The sequence below is a fragment of the Martinezella tropici genome (assembly GCF_008370325.1).
Taxonomy (GTDB): domain Bacteria; phylum Pseudomonadota; class Alphaproteobacteria; order Rhizobiales; family Rhizobiaceae; genus Rhizobium; species Rhizobium tropici_B.
Window position 1 is genome coordinate 143,855 of the sequence record NZ_VNIP01000015.1, and the last position, 16,576, is coordinate 160,430.

The 16,576-nt window shown below is 58.8% G+C and carries 19 protein-coding genes and 1 tRNA gene; 14 read left to right on the forward strand and 6 right to left on the reverse strand.

The window, feature by feature from the left end; all coding sequences use genetic code 11:
• Position 1 precedes the first annotated feature (1 nt).
• From FP026_RS26965 to FP026_RS26980, 4 genes are all read left to right on the forward strand, one after another.
• Positions 2 to 316 carry a DUF2849 domain-containing protein gene (locus FP026_RS26965; RefSeq protein WP_149637639.1) on the forward strand — a complete coding sequence of 105 codons (315 nt, stop codon included), beginning with the start codon at positions 2 to 4 and terminating at the stop codon, positions 314 to 316.
• 17 nt (positions 317 to 333) lie between these two features.
• Positions 334 to 2,010: a nitrite/sulfite reductase gene (locus FP026_RS26970; protein ID WP_149637640.1), complete on the forward strand. Its 1,677-nt coding sequence runs from the start codon at positions 334 to 336 to the stop codon at positions 2,008 to 2,010.
• A gap of 11 nt (positions 2,011 to 2,021) precedes the next feature.
• Positions 2,022 to 2,534 carry a DUF934 domain-containing protein gene (locus FP026_RS26975; RefSeq protein ID WP_149637641.1) on the forward strand — a complete coding sequence of 171 codons (513 nt, stop codon included), beginning with the start codon at positions 2,022 to 2,024 and terminating at the stop codon, positions 2,532 to 2,534.
• Between the two features lie 231 nt (positions 2,535 to 2,765).
• A complete protein-coding gene (locus FP026_RS26980) occupies positions 2,766 to 3,578 on the forward strand; it encodes a ferredoxin--NADP reductase (RefSeq protein WP_149637642.1) in 813 nt (270 codons plus the stop codon).
• A gap of 54 nt (positions 3,579 to 3,632) precedes the next feature.
• Here FP026_RS26980 and FP026_RS26985 read toward each other — a convergent pair whose 3' ends face one another.
• From FP026_RS26985 to FP026_RS27000, 4 genes are all read right to left on the reverse strand, one after another.
• Positions 3,633 to 4,247: a GntR family transcriptional regulator gene (locus tag FP026_RS26985; protein ID WP_149637643.1), complete on the reverse strand. Its 615-nt coding sequence runs from the start codon at positions 4,245 to 4,247 to the stop codon at positions 3,633 to 3,635.
• A 192-nt stretch (positions 4,248 to 4,439) separates the two neighbouring features.
• A complete protein-coding gene (locus FP026_RS26990) occupies positions 4,440 to 4,646 on the reverse strand; it encodes a hypothetical protein (RefSeq protein WP_149637644.1) in 207 nt (68 codons plus the stop codon).
• Positions 4,647 to 4,884: 238 nt separating this feature from the next.
• A complete protein-coding gene (locus FP026_RS26995) occupies positions 4,885 to 5,142 on the reverse strand; it encodes a GlsB/YeaQ/YmgE family stress response membrane protein (RefSeq protein WP_149637645.1) in 258 nt (85 codons plus the stop codon).
• Between the two features lie 332 nt (positions 5,143 to 5,474).
• Positions 5,475 to 5,550 (reverse strand) — tRNA-Lys (locus tag FP026_RS27000).
• Between the two features lie 281 nt (positions 5,551 to 5,831).
• On the opposite strand from FP026_RS27000, the gene FP026_RS27005 reads away from it, so the two are divergent.
• From FP026_RS27005 to FP026_RS27015, 3 genes are all read left to right on the forward strand, one after another.
• A complete protein-coding gene (locus FP026_RS27005; protein WP_246665465.1) occupies positions 5,832 to 6,308 on the forward strand; it encodes a hypothetical protein in 477 nt (158 codons plus the stop codon).
• 51 nt (positions 6,309 to 6,359) lie between these two features.
• Positions 6,360 to 6,539: a hypothetical protein gene (locus FP026_RS27010; protein ID WP_149637646.1), complete on the forward strand. Its 180-nt coding sequence runs from the start codon at positions 6,360 to 6,362 to the stop codon at positions 6,537 to 6,539.
• Between the two features lie 187 nt (positions 6,540 to 6,726).
• Positions 6,727 to 6,924, forward strand: coding sequence for a hypothetical protein (locus FP026_RS27015; RefSeq protein WP_149637647.1), 198 nt, complete (start codon positions 6,727 to 6,729; stop codon positions 6,922 to 6,924).
• Positions 6,925 to 7,479: 555 nt separating this feature from the next.
• Here the strand turns inward: FP026_RS27015 and FP026_RS27020 are convergent.
• A complete protein-coding gene (locus FP026_RS27020) occupies positions 7,480 to 7,761 on the reverse strand; it encodes a PsiF family protein (RefSeq protein WP_149637648.1) in 282 nt (93 codons plus the stop codon).
• Between the two features lie 284 nt (positions 7,762 to 8,045).
• Here FP026_RS27020 and FP026_RS27025 point away from each other — a divergent pair, with 284 nt between their 5' ends.
• The gene (locus FP026_RS27025) at positions 8,046 to 8,798 is read left to right on the forward strand and encodes a cytochrome c biogenesis CcdA family protein (RefSeq protein ID WP_149637649.1); all 753 of its coding nucleotides are present in this window, start codon (positions 8,046 to 8,048) and stop codon (positions 8,796 to 8,798) included.
• A gap of 64 nt (positions 8,799 to 8,862) precedes the next feature.
• Positions 8,863 to 9,825: an AEC family transporter gene (locus FP026_RS27030; protein ID WP_149637650.1), complete on the forward strand. Its 963-nt coding sequence runs from the start codon at positions 8,863 to 8,865 to the stop codon at positions 9,823 to 9,825.
• On the opposite strand, the gene FP026_RS27035 is transcribed toward FP026_RS27030, so the two are convergent.
• The gene (locus tag FP026_RS27035; protein ID WP_149637651.1) at positions 9,802 to 11,004 is read right to left on the reverse strand and encodes a UbiH/UbiF family hydroxylase; all 1,203 of its coding nucleotides are present in this window, start codon (positions 11,002 to 11,004) and stop codon (positions 9,802 to 9,804) included. The genes FP026_RS27030 and FP026_RS27035 overlap by 24 nt on opposite strands.
• A gap of 212 nt (positions 11,005 to 11,216) precedes the next feature.
• Here FP026_RS27035 and pcsA point away from each other — a divergent pair, with 212 nt between their 5' ends.
• The 5 genes from pcsA to FP026_RS27060 are packed head-to-tail and all read left to right on the forward strand — an operon-like array spanning position 11,217 to position 16,546.
• Positions 11,217 to 11,942 (forward strand): phosphatidylcholine synthase, encoded by a 726-nt coding sequence (gene pcsA, locus FP026_RS27040; RefSeq protein WP_149637652.1) that lies wholly within the window; start codon positions 11,217 to 11,219, stop codon positions 11,940 to 11,942.
• A 12-nt stretch (positions 11,943 to 11,954) separates the two neighbouring features.
• Positions 11,955 to 12,938 carry a quinone oxidoreductase family protein gene (locus FP026_RS27045; RefSeq protein WP_149637653.1) on the forward strand — a complete coding sequence of 328 codons (984 nt, stop codon included), beginning with the start codon at positions 11,955 to 11,957 and terminating at the stop codon, positions 12,936 to 12,938.
• 41 nt (positions 12,939 to 12,979) lie between these two features.
• A complete protein-coding gene (locus tag FP026_RS27050; protein WP_149637654.1) occupies positions 12,980 to 14,554 on the forward strand; it encodes an ABC transporter ATP-binding protein in 1,575 nt (524 codons plus the stop codon).
• Positions 14,544 to 15,629, forward strand: coding sequence for an ABC transporter permease (locus tag FP026_RS27055; protein WP_149637655.1), 1,086 nt, complete (start codon positions 14,544 to 14,546; stop codon positions 15,627 to 15,629). Before FP026_RS27050 ends, FP026_RS27055 begins: the two co-directional genes overlap by 11 nt.
• On the forward strand, positions 15,626 to 16,546 hold the full coding sequence (locus tag FP026_RS27060) for an ABC transporter permease (protein WP_149637656.1): 921 nt from the start codon (positions 15,626 to 15,628) through the stop codon (positions 16,544 to 16,546). Before FP026_RS27055 ends, FP026_RS27060 begins: the two co-directional genes overlap by 4 nt.
• Positions 16,547 to 16,576 lie beyond the last annotated feature (30 nt).

Consider the following 16,576-nt stretch of genomic DNA (forward strand, 5'->3'; position numbering starts at 1 on the left):
GATGGTCGACAAGGTTCTGACCGCAAACCGGCTCACCGATGGCGTCGCCGTTTGGCTGAACGCAAATGGTGAGTGGGTGACATCGCTGCAGGAGGCGCTGGTCGCTCGTCACGCCGAAGCGGAAGCCGCATTGGAAGCGATCGGCAAGCAGGCCTATGCCGACAACAAGGTCGTCGACGTCAATCTGGTCGACGTTCAGGAAACCGGCGGCAAGCTCTGGCCGCTGCGCCTGCGCGAGCGCATCCGCGCCGAAGGCCCCACCATGGAATATGCGCCGGGCTATGCCGCGGCCGATCCCGATTTCATTGCAGTCTGAGAAGTCCCGAGGAAGTCATGTATCGTTACGATGAATTCGACCACGCCTTTGTTGCGGAACGGGTTGCCCAGTTCCGCGATCAGGTGGAACGACGCCTCTCGGGTGAGCTTTCCGAAGATGCTTTCAAGCCGCTGCGCCTGATGAATGGCGTCTATCTGCAGCTGCATGCCTATATGCTGCGCATCGCCATTCCCTATGGCACGCTGAGTTCGCGCCAGATGCGCATGCTCGCCCATGTCGCCCGCACCTATGACCGTGGCTATGGCCACTTCACCACGCGCCAGAATCTGCAGTTCAACTGGCCGAAACTGTCCGAAATGCCGGACGCGCTGGCCGATCTCGCTTCCGTCGAGATGCACGCCATCCAGACCTCGGGCAATTGCATTCGTAACGTAACCGCCGACCATTTCGCCGGCGCTGCGGCCGACGAAGTCGCCGATCCCAGGCCCTATGCCGAAATCCTGCGGCAATGGTCGTCCGTTCACCCGGAATTCTCGTTCCTGCCACGCAAGTTCAAGATCGCCGTCACCGGTGCCGAGCGCGATCGCGCGGCCATTCAGGTGCATGATATTGGCCTGCATCTGAAAAAGAACGATAAGGGTGAGATCGGCTTTGCAGTCTATGTCGGGGGCGGGCAGGGCCGCACGCCGCTCGTTGCCAAGCTCATCCGCGACTTCCTGCCGGAAGAGGATCTCCTGTCCTACACGACGGCGATCATGCGCGTTTACAATCTGCATGGCCGCCGCGACAACAAGTACAAGGCGCGCATCAAGATCCTCGTGCATGAAACCGGTGCAGAGGAACTGGCACGTCAGGTCGAAGTCGAGTTCGACAAGCTCAAGGATACCGAACTGAAGCTGCCGGAAGCCGATGTCCAGGCGATCTCCGCCTATTTCGCACCGCCGGCGCTGCCTGAGCGCGCTGAAGGCTGGGAAAGCCTGGCGCGCTGGAAGAAGGCCGATCCGGCATTTGCCCGCTGGGTGCAGCAGAATGTGCAGCCGCATAAGAACCCTGATTACGGCATGGTGACGATCTCGCTGAAGCCGATCGGCGGTATTCCGGGCGACGCCTCGGATGCGCAGATGGAAGCCGTGGCTGATCTTGCCGAAGAATATGCCTTCGACGAAATCCGCGTCAGCCATGAGCAGAACCTCATCCTGCCGCACGTTGCACTGGCCGATCTCGAAGCCGTCTATCGTGGCCTTGTCGCCATCGGCCTGGAGACGGCGAATGCCGGCCTGATCACGGACATCATCGCCTGTCCCGGTCTCGATTATTGCGCGCTTGCCAATGCGCGTTCCATTCCGGTCGCGCAGGAGATTTCCAGGCGCTTCGGCTCGGCCGAGCGCCAAGCTGAGATCGGTGAGCTGAAGATCAAGATTTCCGGCTGCATCAATGCCTGCGGCCACCATCATGTCGGTCACATCGGTCTGCTTGGGGTCGAGAAGAAGGGCGCGGAACTCTATCAGATCACGCTCGGCGGCTCCGGCGACGAGAACACCTCCATTGGCGAGATCATCGGCCGCGGCTTCGAGCCCGACAAGGTGACCGATGCCATCGAGACCATTGTCGATACCTATCTCGGCCTTCGGCTTGATCCTTCCGAAACCTTCCTCGCCGCCTACCGCCGCGTCGGGCCGCAGCCGTTCAAGACCGCGCTCTACGGCGCGTCCTCGTCAGCCGAAGCAGCCTAAGGAGATCGATTATGACCAAGATCTGGCGAGAAACCGGCTTCGTGGAAAACGATCCGTGGGTGATCGAGACCGACGAGGTCAAGGCGACCGAGATGCAGAAGCCGCTGCTCGGCCTCGATGCGCTGATCGCAAAGGCGGAAGAAAGCAATGAGGCGGGCCTCGGCGTCGTCATCAGACCGGCTGACGATGTGACCCGGCTGCAGCCCTATCTCGATCGGCTCGACATTGTCGCCGTCGCCTTTCCGGCCTTCAGCGATGGCCGCGCCTTCAGTCATGCCTCGCTGCTGCGCCAGCGTCTCGGCTATGCCAATGAGCTGCGGGCCGTCGGCGACGTATTGATCGACCAGGTACCTCTGATGCTGCGTGTCGGCATCGATAGTTTCGCCGTGACCAATGAGACGGCGCTGAAGCGCCTGTCGGAGAACCGACTGCCGGCCATTCCGCACTACTATCAGCCGACCGCGCGCCGCGCAGAAGGCGGGCAGGCCTATAGCTGGCGGCGATTACCGGCTAAGTCGGCCTGAAATCGCTGGCTCGCTGTTGCGGCAATTTGACGGTGTCGGATTGCCGTATTTAAGTCTATCAGCATGTGTAATGTCGGTGAGTTGGAATCCTGACTGAAATAGACATATTTCAGTCCCATGCTGCCTGATGGAATGGAATGCCTTTCAATACCGGCTATATTATAATATCAGCGTCGCCAAATGAGCCTGCCAGGAAAAAACGCGTAAGACAGATACGGGATCCGAGATAGAATGAACGCCCCCGCCAAATCAGATGAATTTGCTTCAGCAATCCCCGCCGGCGTCTTCGCCGAGAAGGTGCTGAGCGTTACGCATTATACCGACCGGCTCTTTCGCTTCACTATGACCCGGCCGCAAGGCTTCCGCTTCCGCTCCGGTGAGTTTGCCATGATCGGCCTGATGGTCGACGGCAAGCCGCTTTATCGCGCCTATTCGATCGCAAGCCCCGCCTGGGCCGACGAGCTCGAATTCTTTTCCATCAAGGTGCCGGACGGTCCGCTGACCTCGCACCTGCAGAACATCAAGCCCGGCGACGAAGTGCTGATGCGCAAGAAGCCGACCGGCACGCTGGTTCTGGACGCTCTGACGCCCGGCCGCCGGCTCTACATGTTCTCGACCGGCACTGGCATCGCGCCGTTTGCGAGCCTGATCCGCGATCCGGAAACCTATGAGAAGTATGAGGAAGTCATCCTCACCCACACGACGCGCGATGTCGCCGAGCTGAAATACGGCTTCGACCTCGTCGAGGAAATCCGCAACGACGAAATCCTGAGTGAAGTCGTCGGCGACAAGCTACGCCACTATGCGACTGTTACCCGTGAGGAATTCCCCTTCCAGGGCCGCATCACTGATCTCATCGGGAATGGCAAGCTTTTCAGCGATCTGGGCGTGCCTCCGCTTGATCCCGCGATCGATCGCGGCATGATCTGCGGTTCCTCCGCCATGCTGAAGGACACCAAGATCCTGCTCGAAAAAGCCGGCCTGAATGAAGGTGCCAACAACAATCCGGCCGAGTTCGTGATCGAACGCGCTTTTGTCGGCTAGACGAATTGCCGGTATGCAGAAGGAGAGGCGGTTTCGGCGACGAAGCCGTCTTTTTCATGGGCTGCTGAGATGATCGATAAGTGAGGCCATGGCGGCGCGCGCATGATCGGCATCGCCGTTACGGATCGCGTCTATTGCCTGAACATGCATGGTTATCGCCTTGCCCATGCGATCATGCGTTCCCGTGGAATACCAGAGCCGGCGCGCATGCGTCTGGACTGGTCCGAGCGCTGCCGTAATGAAGTTGTTGGGGCAGGCGGCTTCCAGAATCTCATCGAACGTCTTGTCGGCGGCGAAAAAGCCGGGCAGGTCGTTTGTAATCGCACATTCCGTCATCAGACGCGCGCATTCCCGCAACTGCTCACGCTGCTGCGGACCTGCATGGGTGGCAACGAGCGCCGCCGCGATCGGCTCCAACTCGCGCCTGACCTGCATGACAAATTGATGGTCCTCGGGGCGGATCTCCGCAATCTGCAGGCCGACGCGGGGCCGCACATGGATCAGTCCCTGCCAGGCAAGCTTCTGGATCGCCTCGCGCACCGGGGTTCGCCCGTGGCCTGCCATCTCGATCAGTTGTTTCTCGGTAACGAGGGTACCTGGCCTCAGCTCAAGCGTCACGATCGAGTATTCGAGCGCGAGATAGGCGAGGTGGCTAAGCGAATTCTGCATTCGGCGCGGTTTCCGGCATGTGCATGGATGGCGCAGAGTGTCACCTGGCGTCATCGAAGGCAACCGATAGTGATATATCAGTATCGCATTCAGTCTGCCTTCCTTACCCGCGCATGTGCTTCGATGATCCGGACCGCCATGAGAAAGTCGACCGTCTAGCGGCAATTCGCGCCTAACGGAAAGAGCCGCTCATCATGGGCCGATTGCCGTGGAAAGGGTCGGCGGCTTCCGTTTCGCTGCCATGAGCAGATCCAGCTCCGTCGATGATGGTCCGAACTTATAGAAGAGGCGCTTTGCTTCCGCGTCGTCGAGACGATATTTCCGCGCAAATTCAGCAATGCTGTAAGGGCGGCCTCGAATGACTTTTCGCGTGGTTGTCCGATTGGCGTTTTCCGTCATGTTTCCAACCTCCTTTCGGTTCCATCTTGGTAGATAGCGCCAAGCTGGGGGTTGGAAAGGCCTCGAAGCGCATTGTGATCGTGAGGATCGGCTCCTTGGGTTCTCATATCCGGATTTTTACATGTCATGGCAACCGCCGCGCATGCTGGGCGCTGTTCATGCAACAAAAAGGGAAGGCGGGGATATCCCGCCTTCCCTTTTCCTCTTCCCGATTCGGACGTATCAGCCCGCTATGTGGTTACCGCCTGATCAGTCGGCCGACGAAGATCAGGATGCAGGCTCCGATGAAGCCGGTGACCAGATAATTCAGCCATACATGGAACGGCAGCGCAATGCCGAGGGCACGGAACAGCCAGCTGGCGACGAGCGCGCCAACGATGCCAAGGATAATGTTCATGACTATGCCGGTGTTGCTCTTCATGATCATCTCGGCGAACCAGCCAGCCAAGCCGCCGATGATAATTGCTGCAATCCAACCTACGTTTGCGTCTTCCATAAAAGAACCTCCTGAGGGCCCGACAGGTTGTTAACAATAACTGATATACACCAAAAACGATTCGCACCCCAACTGTTGCCGATGGCGATCCGATGGAATCGATCTTTGCAACCCTGATTATTAAGGGAAATTGTAACGGTTGTTTGCGCCGATGAGAATCGGCTGCCTTGCCTAGGGCATTCGGCTTGTCAGTTTCATGCGCTATGATCTGGGCGATATCGACTTGGAGCAGAGGACTTTGCAAACCATCGACAATCCGTTCGGCACGAGGTTGTCACCCATGTCTTAGGGACAAACTGTTACCCATGTCTCCGGTATGGACAAGAATCCGCTGGTGAGAGCGATGGGATTCGAACCCATGACCTACTGATTAAAAGTCAGTTGCTCTACCGACTGAGCTACGCTCTCCCTCTCCGCAGGCAGATACTGCCTCGGCTGGAAGTGCGCGGAACATATGCAGACGCCCTGTTGCGGTCAACCCATAAAATAGAAGTTGTTATGCCCTGAAGATGCTTTTCCTCGTCTCCATGTGACGAAACGGGGCGGTGAGCCGGAAAAACGTCTCTTGCGAGATTGCATAACGCACAGGTTGTTGATGTCGTTTGTGTCGAAATGGCTGGTGAAGACCGCCGATCGGGTAGTAAGGTAAACTGATCAAGATGATGGCTGGTAAAGACGACGAGCGGATGATGGAATTCGTTGCAGATCTGTCCTTATGGGAAATCTATGCAATCGTTTGCGGGCTGCTGGGTTCCCTCGGGATTATATTCGGGCTGATTGCGGGAAAGAGGTTTGCGATTGCGGCGAGGGTGCTGCCGCTGGCCGGTGTCGCGATCACGACGTCGGTCACAGAGCATATTGTGATTCCCTATCTCGCGGAGCGCTATCCGGTGATCTTCGCCAACAAGGATCTGCCCAGGAAAGTCGATCAGAAAACCACTCTGACGAAAATAGATCTTACAGACCAGATCTACAGCTATTTCTATGATCTGGATGATGATGACGAGAATTTCGATCCCCCTCTCGTCAAATCCGCCCAGCTTGCCGACCTGTGCGACTTCCTCCTGCCGAAATTCAGCTCCGGCGAAGCCTTGCTGGCAAATTACATCTATCAGCTGAAGGGCAGGGATTACTCGTTTTCGGTCGATAGCCACGACTGCTCATGAGGCTTGGATAGGCGGTCTTGCATTGAGATCGGCTCTGCAGGGTTCTTCAAGATGAGCAAACTGGCAGGCACCTATGCGATTGCCGAGAGCGCTACGATCGCAACCGCCGTCAAGCCGCCGAAGATTGGCAGCAATATCAGCATAACAAGCCTTGCGAACTTCTTTCTTTCGATCGCCGTCATGATCACGTTCCTCCACCTAGCAGTGACGCTTAAACGCTGGAATTCATGATTCGTTTCGTATCGACTGTCGTATTCTTATATCTAATGTCGCTAAAAGTATGGCGCTTTATTGTTTCGGCGTCCTTAAGGCCGCGCCGGCTGCGGATTTGGACAATCGCCGGATAGTGACGCCCACCGCCTCCTTGGAACGGAATCGAATCGACCGAGTTTCCCTTCCGACAAAGAGGAGACATATCTTGGCAAACGATCGGTCGCATGATCCGCGGGACGGAAACGAAGATAAGCAGGCGCTGGCGAAGATTCAGCACAGCAAGGCACATGATCCAGCTCGCGCAACGAAGGATAAGGCCAAGCTCGTTGCCGATCCTCGCAACAGGCTCGCCGACGGCAAGGTCGATCCGGCAACGAGGGAACTCGAGCCCAAGAAGGAGTGACCCTTTGCGGGTCACTGCTTCGATGGCCGCAAAGGCGTTGCCTATGGCGGCTCTGCCGCATTCGATTGGCCGACGGCGCCTCCGCAGCCACCTCGTACTCTGCCGATCACGAATGCATTGGCTGCACTGGTGACATCGTGGTGTCGTCGTCATCCAAGACGAGAGCCATGATTGCGAGGAGAACATAAGCCCGCTTCCAACCCGATTTCGCCGCCGCGGTCACCAAGCTTTCGAGGGAGGGTTCAAGGGCAAAAAGACAGGCCGCAAGATAATTGGCATGCGGCATCGCTTCAGAAGGGGGAGGGTTTATGGCTGGTTTCAATTTCCTGCTCCGTCCATTGATTCGATCGGACAGGAAGAAGTTGTAATTTCAGCGGGTTTCTGCTGTTTGTCTCATCTGTTGCAAAACATTGCCGCCGCTACAGCGCTCAGACGTACGGTGTTTTTATATCGCGTCTGCCCGTCTTATGGTGCGAGGTGACGAACCTATCGCAACGATCAACTCCACCGCCATTTCAACGACAAAGTTGATCGTTGCGTAGGACGTATTTGGCCTTAGACCTTACCGCCGTTCTTCTTGCAGTCGCTGCGGAATTTGGCGCGCGCTTTTCCATGCAGACCCTTGGCGTCGGCCTGGGTCGAACATGCCTTGGACACGGCAGTCTGAGCCGGCTTCATTGCCTTCGGCTTCATCGTAGTGGTCGCCGATGGAGTCGACGTCGTTGCACTGGGCGTGGTCGTTGTCGTAGTGCTGGGGGTCGTTGCCGTTTGTGCCATCGCGCTTACGCTGAAGAGTGCGACAAAGGCTGCAGTCGTGAACATAGTAGCAATTCTCATGGGGGCTTTTCCTCCGCTGACTAGCTGGGGTGGAATGTACGTTGTTCGACGAACATCAACAGCTTGGACCAATATTTTTGCAAAAGCAATTCGTTCATTGGGCAGCGTCGCAACCGTTGTTCGCGCCCGGAAAACCCGGGAAAAACTGAGGTTTTACGGGTGGCCGCGCGTTTCTCAATTCCGTCAACTTTAAGGCAAGACGCCGAGCCCGCGCGAAAAGGTGATTGGCTTTCCGATACCCGCGCCGCTAGGAAGGGATCGGAATGACATAGCCGGAGTCCATCGTGTCGCTTGCCGATATTTCGCTTCTGAGTGCATTGCTCGCTGGAGCGCTTTCGTTTCTTTCGCCCTGCGTGCTGCCGCTTGTGCCGCCCTATCTCTGCTATATGGCGGGCATCTCGGTCGAGCAGTTTCGCGGCGGCGGCGCGGCTGTCGCAGTGGCGCCGAACGTTCGCGGCAATGTGCTGATGTCGGCACTCTTTTTCACTTTGGGGTTTGCCACGGTATTCGTTGCGCTCGGAGCCGGCGCCTCTTCCATCGGGCTGCTGCTGCGCCAGCATCTGGATATCCTCGCCAAGATCGGCGGTCTCATCATCGTCATTATGGGGCTGAATTTCCTCGGCGTCTTCCGCATCGGCCTTCTGGCCCGCGAGGCCCGCTTCCAGAGCGGCGGCAAGCCGGCGACGTTGACGGGCGCCTATATCATGGGGCTTGCCTTCGCCTTCGGCTGGACACCCTGCATCGGCCCGGTTCTCGGCGCCATCCTCGGCATCGCCGCATCGCGTGAGACGGTCGGCGCCGGTGCCGGTCTCCTGGCGGTCTATTCGCTGGGCCTTGCCATTCCCTTCTGGATCGCCGCCGGCTTTTCCGGCGCATTCATGAGCTTTCTCTCGCGCTTTCGCCGCCATCTCGGCACGGTCGAAAAGGTCATGGGAGGGCTTCTGGTGCTCACCGGTCTCGCCTTCATCTTTGGCTATATCAGCGATATGGCGATCTGGTTTCAGCAGACCTTTCCAATCCTGATGAAAATCGGCTAAGTCGGGCGACACCTTTCGCCTTCATTTTCCCCGGCAGATGGAGCATGCCCGATGGCTGATCCCCATGGCTGATATTGTTGGTCTGCTGCTGCCATTCTTCGGACTGATCCTGATCGGTTACGTCGCTGCACGCGTTACGAAACAGCCGGCGGAGGCGCTCGGCTGGCTGAATACCTTCATCATCTATGCCGCATTGCCGGCACTGTTCTTCAAGCTCGTGTCCCAGACATCGATTGAACAGCTGACGCGGATCGACTTCATCGCTGCTGATATCGCCGCGACCTATCTGATTTTCCTGCTGCTGTTTTTGGTCGGTCGCTTCCTGCGCCGCAATTCGCTTGCCGATAGCACGATCCAGGCTTTCGCCGGCACCTATGGCAATATCGGCTATATGGGGCCGGGACTTGCGCTGTTGGCCCTCGGCGAAAGGGCGGCCGTTCCCGTAGCGCTGATCGTTTGCTTCGAAAACGCGCTGCATTTCATCGTCGCACCCGCGCTGATGGCGCTGGAAGGTGGCGACAAGCGTTCCCCATGGCGGCTTGCCGCGGATATCGCCGGCAAGGTGTTGCTGCACCCTTTCATCCTGTCGACCGCGCTTGGTTTCGTCGTGGCTGCGTTTTCGCTGCATCAGCCGATCGCCTTCGAGCGATTTGTCAATTATCTCGCGCAAGCGGCTGCGCCTTGTGCGCTATTTGCCATGGGCGTGACGCTTGCATTGCGCCCGCTGAAACGGATTCCGGTCGAGATCGGCTATATCGTGCCGGTGAAGCTCATCCTGCATCCGCTTGTGGTCTATATCGTTCTGCAAGCTGTCGGCGGCCTCGATCCTATTTGGATCGAAGCGGCGGTCCTTTTGGCTGCACTGCCGACGGCAACGAATGTCTTCGTCATCGGCCAGCAATACGGCGTCTGGCAGGAGCGGGCATCCGCCACCATCCTGATCACCACGGTATGTTCCGTGGTGACGGTTTCCCTCGTTCTCTATTTGATAAAGTCGGGCGCCTTACCGGCGCAGCTTTTCCCGTAGTATCGACGGAAAATTGCGCAGGCTGCCGCCGGGTTCGATGCCCTCGCGCATGACGATATTGCGGAGCGGAGCAATGGCGGAAAGCACATGCAGTCCGGCGGCCCGCAGCATCTGCACGGGCAGGAAATCCGACAGCAGCGAGCGATTGAGGAGATCTACGCTCGCCGTCCGACTGATGATGTCTGCGCGCCTCTTGCGATCGAAACTATCGCCCGATGTCGCCGGGATCGGCTGGTCGGCGCGCGAGCAGAGAATGTCCGACAACGCCAATATATCGCGAAGGCTGAGATTGAGCCCCTGGGCGCCAATCGGCGGAAAGACGTGGGCTGCTTCGCCGATCAGCGCGGCGCGGCCCTTGCCGAAACGATAGGCGGTCATGCCGGAAAGGGGCCAGACCTGCACGCTATCCTCGATCGTGACCTGGCCGAGCATCGATTGCATTCGCTCCTCGACCAATCGGCCAAGCTCCTCGAGTGACTTTTCGGCATTGGCGGCCGCTTCCGCCGGCTTCTGAACCCAGACGAGGCTGGAGCGCCGGCCAAGCAGAGGCACCTGCGTAAAGGGACCGCTTTCCGTATGAAATTCCGTCGAGATGTTTTGATGGGGCAGGCTATGCGCAAAATTCAGCACCATGGCCGATTGCGGATAGGACCAGCCCTTGGTCTTGATCCCCAACGTTTCGCGCACCATCGAGTTGCGGCCATCGGCGCCGATGACGAAGGCGGCTTCGATCGAATCGCCGTTGTCGAGAGTGATCGTGACGCCGTCATCGCGGAAGGCGATTTCGGAAGCAGTGGCTTCGATGCGGCTGATATTGCCTTCCGCTTCGATGGCTTCACCGAGATTGTCGAGCAAGACGGCATTCGGAATATTGTAGCCGAAGGCGTCCAGTCCGATCTCGGACGATCGGAACGAGACGGTGGGCGCACGCAGCAGCCGCGAAGTGCCGTCGACGATGCGCATCGTGGTCAGCGCCGCGGTCGAAGGCGCGATCCTTTCCCATAGCGTCAGGCGCTCCAGAAAGCGGATCGATTGATCCATCAGCGCCGTCGTCCGCTTGTCGGCCTTGTTATGCGGTGCGGCGACAAGGGCGACGGATCTTCCGCCGCGCGCGAGCGCGAATGCCGTAATCATGCCGGCCAGGCCACCGCCGATAACGGCCACTTCAATCTGCTTCATATCGATGCCTCAATTATCTCTTGTCCTGAAAATAAGCGCTTAGCCTGTTGAAATCCATGGGATGAAACATCGCAATGGGTGAAAATGACAGTAAGTCGCGCTAGCGTGCCGGGATCGACGCTTTTGTGCTGGCGGTGCAAACCAAAGGATGCATATTAGCGAAAAAACCGCCTGCCGGGGGCAGGCGCATAAGCAGGCGAGTCACGGGGCGGATGAAAATCTTCAATTACAAGCGGGTGCCTTACGCGGAGATGCGTGCTTTCTCCGTCCATATATTGACGGCATCCGGATCGTTTCTGGCCTTTCTCGGGGTCGTCGCAGCGTCCGAACATCGTTTCGTCGACATGTTCTGGTGGCTTGGCTTGGCGCTGCTGGTCGATGGCATCGACGGACCGATCGCGCGCAAGGTTCGCGTGAAGGAAGTCCTTCCCAATTGGTCCGGCGATACGCTCGACAACATCATCGACTACGTGACCTATGTGCTGCTACCGGCCTTCGCGCTCTATGAAAGCGGCATGATCGGCGAGCCCTGGTCATTCGTCGCGGCCGGCATGATCGTCGTCTCCAGCGCCATCTACTATGCGGATACCGGCATGAAGACGGACGAATATTTCTTCTCCGGTTTTCCGGTCGTCTGGAATATGGTGATCTTCACGCTCTTCGTCATCGATGCCAGCGCGACGACGGCCATGATCCTCGTCGGCGTTTCCGTCGTCTTGACCTTCCTGCCCATCAATTTCCTGCATCCCGTGCGCGTCAAGCGGTTGCGGCCGCTGAACCTCGGCATATTTCTTTTCTGGTCGGCACTCGGCGTCTATTCGCTGCTGATGCACTTTGTCATGCCGCAATGGGCCGTTTTTCTCTTTATCATCAGCGGCATTTATCTTTATTGTATCGGAGCCGTGCTGCAGTTTTTCCCGTCCCTCGGACGTCACTGAGGATTGCGCATCATGAAGAAGACCAAGGTCATCCGCATCCATGAAAATGGCGGTCCCGATGTCATGAAGCTGGAGGAGGTGGAGCTGCCGCCTCCGGGCGCGGGTGAGGTGCAGATCCGCCACGCCGCAATCGGCCTTAACTTTATCGACGTCTATTTCCGCTCCGGTCTGTACAAGGCGCCCTATTTTCCTTTGCCGCTCGGCAAGGAAGCCGCTGGCACGATCACGGAAGTCGGCCCCGGCGTGACCGATTTTGCCGTAGGCGACCGCGTCGCCTATGTCGGCAGCGACGGCGCCTACAGCGTCGAGCGCAATATCGAGACGCGCCATCTGGTGAAGGTGCCTGACGATATCCCGCTCGAAACCGCCGCGTCGATGATGCTGAAGGGAATGACGGCCGAATATCTGCTGAACCGCACCTTCAAGGTCGGGCCGGGAACGACTTTGCTGTTTCACGCCGCTGCCGGCGGCGTCGGCTTGATCGCCGGCCAATGGGCCAAGGCTCTCGGAGCCGGCACCGTCATCGGCACGGCCGGTTCCGCGGAAAAGGTCGAGCTGGCATTGGCGCATGGCTACGACCACGTCATCGACTACAGCAGGGAGAATTTCGCCGATCGCGTTCGGGAGATCACCGGTGGCAAGGGTGTTGATGTCGTCTACGACTCGGTTGGCAAGGACACGTTTCCGCATTCGCTCGATTGCCTGAAGCCGCGCGGCATGTGGGTCACCTTCGGCCAATCGTCCGGCCCGATCGAGAATTTCAACCTCGCCATCCTCAATCAGAAGGGCTCGCTTTTCGCCACGCGACCAAGCCTCTTTGCCTATGTCGGTACACCTGGTGAGTTGAGAGCCAGTGCGAACGCGTTATTTGCTGTTGTGCAAAGCAGCAAAGTGCGTATCAATATTCATCAGACTTATCCGCTTGCTGATGCAGGGCGCGCACACGCGGATTTGGAAGCCAGGAAAACGAGTGGAACTACACTACTGATCCCATAGATCCGTAAAGGACAGGTCGGTGGGAAGGAAATGAGGGGAACGTGTCGTCATCTGATGCGCCGGCAACCGGTGCGCTATTGTCGGTTCGCAAATTGACGAAACTGTTCGGCAGTTTTGCGGCTTGCAACGAAATCGATCTTGAAATTCAGCTAGGGGAAATTCACGCTCTCCTCGGCGAGAACGGCGCAGGCAAGTCTACACTCGTGAAGATGCTGTTCGGCGTGCTCGAGCCGTCGCATGGGCAGATTATCTGGCAGGGACAGCCAGTTTTGATCGATGCGCCCGGCACAGCGCGCAAGCTCGGCATCGGCATGGTGTTCCAGCATTTTTCCCTGTTCGAGGCGCTGACCGTCGCGGAAAATATTGCCCTTTCGCTCGACAGCAATATCCCGCTCGCAAAAATTTCCGAGGAAGCCGCAAAGCTTTCGCGTGCCTATGGCCTGCCGCTCGATCCGAATGCGCATGTCGCCGATCTTTCGGTTGGCGAACGCCAGCGCATCGAGATCGTCCGCGCGCTTCTGCAGAATCCGAAGCTGATCATTCTTGATGAGCCAACCTCCGTTTTGACGCCGCAGGAGGCCGACCGGCTGTTCGAGACGCTGTTCCAGCTGAGAGACGAGGGGCGCTCGGTGCTCTACATCAGCCATCGGCTGGAGGAAGTGCAGCGCATCTGTTCGCGCGCCACCGTGCTGCGCCATGGCAAGGTGACAGGCGCCTGCGATCCGCGGCAGGAAACGACGGGCTCGCTTGCTCGCATGATGGTCGGCAGTGATGTCGCGAGCGTGCATCATGAAGGCCTGGACAAGAAAGGGGATATCCTCTTGGAAGTCGCGGGCCTTTCGGCGCCGGCGCGAACCCCCTTTGCCATGTCGCTGAAGGATGTTTCCCTGCGCGTGCGTGCCGGTGAGGTGCTGGCGATTGCCGGTGTCGCCGGAAATGGCCAGGGCGAGCTGTTCGATGTCATTTCAGGTGAATACACCGTTGCATCGGATAATCTCGTCCAGTTGCGCGGCAAGGCGGTGGGAGCCAAGGGCATCAATGCGCGCCGGCTGCTGGGCGCCGGTTTTGTGCCGGAAGAGCGCCATGGTCACGCCGCCGTGTCGGCATTGAAGCTCTCCGACAATCTCGTGCTCGCCCGCAATCAGTCGGATCGCAAGGCGTTTCTGAGCGGGCGCTTCCTCAACATCATCAGGCATGGGGCGGTCAAGCAGGCGACGAAGCGGATCTGCGAGGCGATGGATGTGCGCAAGAGCGGCGAGGATCCGGCCGCCGGCGCGCTCTCCGGCGGCAATCTGCAGAAGTTCATCGTCGGCCGCGAGCTGGATCGTCAGCCGAGCGTTCTCGTCGTCAATCAGCCGACCTGGGGCGTGGACGCGGGCGCCGCAAGTCGCATCCGCCAGGCACTCGTTGATCTTGCCCGCGACGGTTCGGCCGTGCTCGTCATCAGCCAGGACCTGGATGAGATTTTCGAGGTCGCGACCGATATCGCCGTGATCTCCGAAGGGCGGCTGTCGCCGTCCTATCCGGCAGGTGAGCTGACCCGCGAAAAGATCGGCCTGCTGATGGGCGGCCTGCATGAATCCAAGACGCATTCGGAGCCTGCTCATGCGCATTGAACTTGAAAAGCGCCAGCAGGTCTCGAAGCTGTTCGGCTTCCTGTCGCCGTTGCTAGCCCTCGTCCTGGCGCTGATCGCCGGCACCATCATGTTCGCCGTCATGGGCAAGGATCCTGTCGAGGCGCTCGATGCCTTCTTTGTCGAGCCTCTGCTGGAGGTCTGGTCGCTGCACGAACTGGCGATCAAGGCCGGGCCATTGATTCTGATCGCCGTCGGCCTTTGCCTCTGCTACCGCTCCAACAATTGGAATATCGGCGCGGAAGGCCAGTTCACCATGGGAGCTGTCGCTGGATCCTTCATCCCGATCGTCTTCACCGATTGGCACTCGCCGTTGATCCTGCCTCTGATGCTGCTCGCCGGCGCCGTCGGCGGCGCGCTCTATGCTGCCATTCCGGCGCTCCTGAAGGCGCATTTCAATACCAATGAGATCCTGACAAGTCTGATGCTGGTCTATATCGCGCAGCTCTTTTTGGATTGGCTGTCGCGCGGGCCATGGCGCGATCCCCAAGGTCACAATTTCCCGCAGAGCATCGATTTTGCCCCGGAAGCGGTGCTGCCGGCGATATGGGAAGATTCCGGGCGGGCGCATTGGGGCATCGTCTTTGCAGTGGTCGCGGCGATCCTTGCCTGGTTCCTGATGAAATATACGCTGAAGGGCTTTGAGATAACGGTACTCGGCCAATCGGCGCGGGCAGGGCGCTTTGCCGGTTTCTCCTCGAGGAAGATGGTCTGGTTTGCCTTCCTCTTCTCCGGTGCGCTGGCGGGATTGGCCGGCATATCCGAGGTTTCCGGTTCCATCGGCCATCTGCAGCCGGCGATCTCGCCGGGCTACGGTTTCACCGCCATCATCGTCGCCTTCCTCGCGCGCCTCAATCCGCTCGGAGCCATTCTCTCTGGCCTCGTATTGGCGCTGACCTATCTCGGCGGCGAGGCGGCGCAATTGTCGCCGGGTATCTCCGCCAAAGCGGCCAGCGTCTTCCAGGGCCTGCTGCTATTTTTCGTGCTCTCTTGCGACACGCTGATCTACTACAAGATCCGCCTGGTCTGGTCGCGGGTTCGGGGAGGTGCGGCATGAGTGTCTTTGAAGCCATCCTGCTCACCATCATCACCGCATCGACGCCGCTTGTCATCGCCGGCCTCGGCGAGCTGGTGGTGGAACGCTCGGGCGTGCTCAACCTTGGTGTCGAAGGCATGATGATCATCGGTGCGGTCGCCGCTTTCGTCGGGGCGCAGATGAGCGGATCACCCTATGTCGGCTTGCTGACCGGCATTATCGCGGGCGCGCTGTTTTCGTTGCTGTTCGGCTTCCTTACCCTGACGCTGGTGACGAACCAGGTCGCGACCGGCCTGGCGCTGACCATTCTCGGCCTCGGCCTTTCCGGCATGATCGGCGAGGGCTATGTCAGCGTGCCGGGCGTGCAGCTGCGCGAAATCATCTTCCCCTTTCTGTCGGATATTCCGTTGATCGGCTCGGTACTGTTCAAGCAGGATCTCACTTTTTATCTCTCGATTGCGCTGCTGATCGGCGTCAACTGGTTCCTGTTCCGCAGTCGTGCCGGCCTCAAGCTGCGCGCCGTGGGTGACAGCCATGGCTCGGCTCATGCGCTTGGCATCGACGTCATTCGCACGCGCTACCTCGCCGTCATGTTCGGCGGTGCCTGCGCCGGGCTTGCCGGTGCGCAGCTGTCGCTCGTTTACACGCCGCAATGGGTCGAGAACATGTCTGCCGGCCGTGGCTGGGTAACGCTGGCACTGGTGGTCTTCGCGTCCTGGCGGCCGATGCGCGTCATGGCTGGCGGCTATCTCTTCGGTGCCGTAACGATCCTGCAGTTCCATGCGCAGGGCTTCGGCATCGGCATTCCCTCGCAGTTCCTGTCGATGCTGCCCTATGCATCGACTATTGTGGTTCTCGTCATCATCTCTCAAAATCGCCGCGCGACCTTGATCAACACGCCAGCGTCGCTCGGCAAGGCCTTCGTTCCGGAACGCTGAAGCCAGGAACCGGACGGATTTCATAGTGTC

What these genes read in the sequence shown, in the direction of transcription:
- FP026_RS26965 (WP_149637639.1), top strand. Translation starts at nt 2, where the DNA reads ATGGTCGACAAGGTTCTGACCGCAAACCGGCTCACCGATGGCGTCGCC.
- FP026_RS26995 (WP_149637645.1), bottom strand. Translation starts at nt 5,142, where the DNA reads ATGGAAGACGCAAACGTAGGTTGGATTGCAGCAATTATCATCGGCGGC.
- FP026_RS27020 (WP_149637648.1), bottom strand. Translation starts at nt 7,761, where the DNA reads ATGAGAATTGCTACTATGTTCACGACTGCAGCCTTTGTCGCACTCTTC.
- FP026_RS26970 (WP_149637640.1), top strand. Translation starts at nt 334, where the DNA reads ATGTATCGTTACGATGAATTCGACCACGCCTTTGTTGCGGAACGGGTT.
- FP026_RS27010 (WP_149637646.1), top strand. Translation starts at nt 6,360, where the DNA reads ATGAGCAAACTGGCAGGCACCTATGCGATTGCCGAGAGCGCTACGATC.
- FP026_RS26975 (WP_149637641.1), top strand. Translation starts at nt 2,022, where the DNA reads ATGACCAAGATCTGGCGAGAAACCGGCTTCGTGGAAAACGATCCGTGG.
- FP026_RS27060 (WP_149637656.1), top strand. Translation starts at nt 15,626, where the DNA reads ATGAGTGTCTTTGAAGCCATCCTGCTCACCATCATCACCGCATCGACG.
- FP026_RS27005 (WP_246665465.1), top strand. Translation starts at nt 5,832, where the DNA reads ATGGAATTCGTTGCAGATCTGTCCTTATGGGAAATCTATGCAATCGTT.
- FP026_RS27045 (WP_149637653.1), top strand. Translation starts at nt 11,955, where the DNA reads ATGAAGAAGACCAAGGTCATCCGCATCCATGAAAATGGCGGTCCCGAT.
- FP026_RS27055 (WP_149637655.1), top strand. Translation starts at nt 14,544, where the DNA reads ATGCGCATTGAACTTGAAAAGCGCCAGCAGGTCTCGAAGCTGTTCGGC.
- FP026_RS27030 (WP_149637650.1), top strand. Translation starts at nt 8,863, where the DNA reads ATGGCTGATATTGTTGGTCTGCTGCTGCCATTCTTCGGACTGATCCTG.
- pcsA (WP_149637652.1), top strand. Translation starts at nt 11,217, where the DNA reads ATGAAAATCTTCAATTACAAGCGGGTGCCTTACGCGGAGATGCGTGCT.
- FP026_RS26980 (WP_149637642.1), top strand. Translation starts at nt 2,766, where the DNA reads ATGAACGCCCCCGCCAAATCAGATGAATTTGCTTCAGCAATCCCCGCC.
- FP026_RS26990 (WP_149637644.1), bottom strand. Translation starts at nt 4,646, where the DNA reads ATGACGGAAAACGCCAATCGGACAACCACGCGAAAAGTCATTCGAGGC.
- FP026_RS26985 (WP_149637643.1), bottom strand. Translation starts at nt 4,247, where the DNA reads ATGCAGAATTCGCTTAGCCACCTCGCCTATCTCGCGCTCGAATACTCG.
- FP026_RS27035 (WP_149637651.1), bottom strand. Translation starts at nt 11,004, where the DNA reads ATGAAGCAGATTGAAGTGGCCGTTATCGGCGGTGGCCTGGCCGGCATG.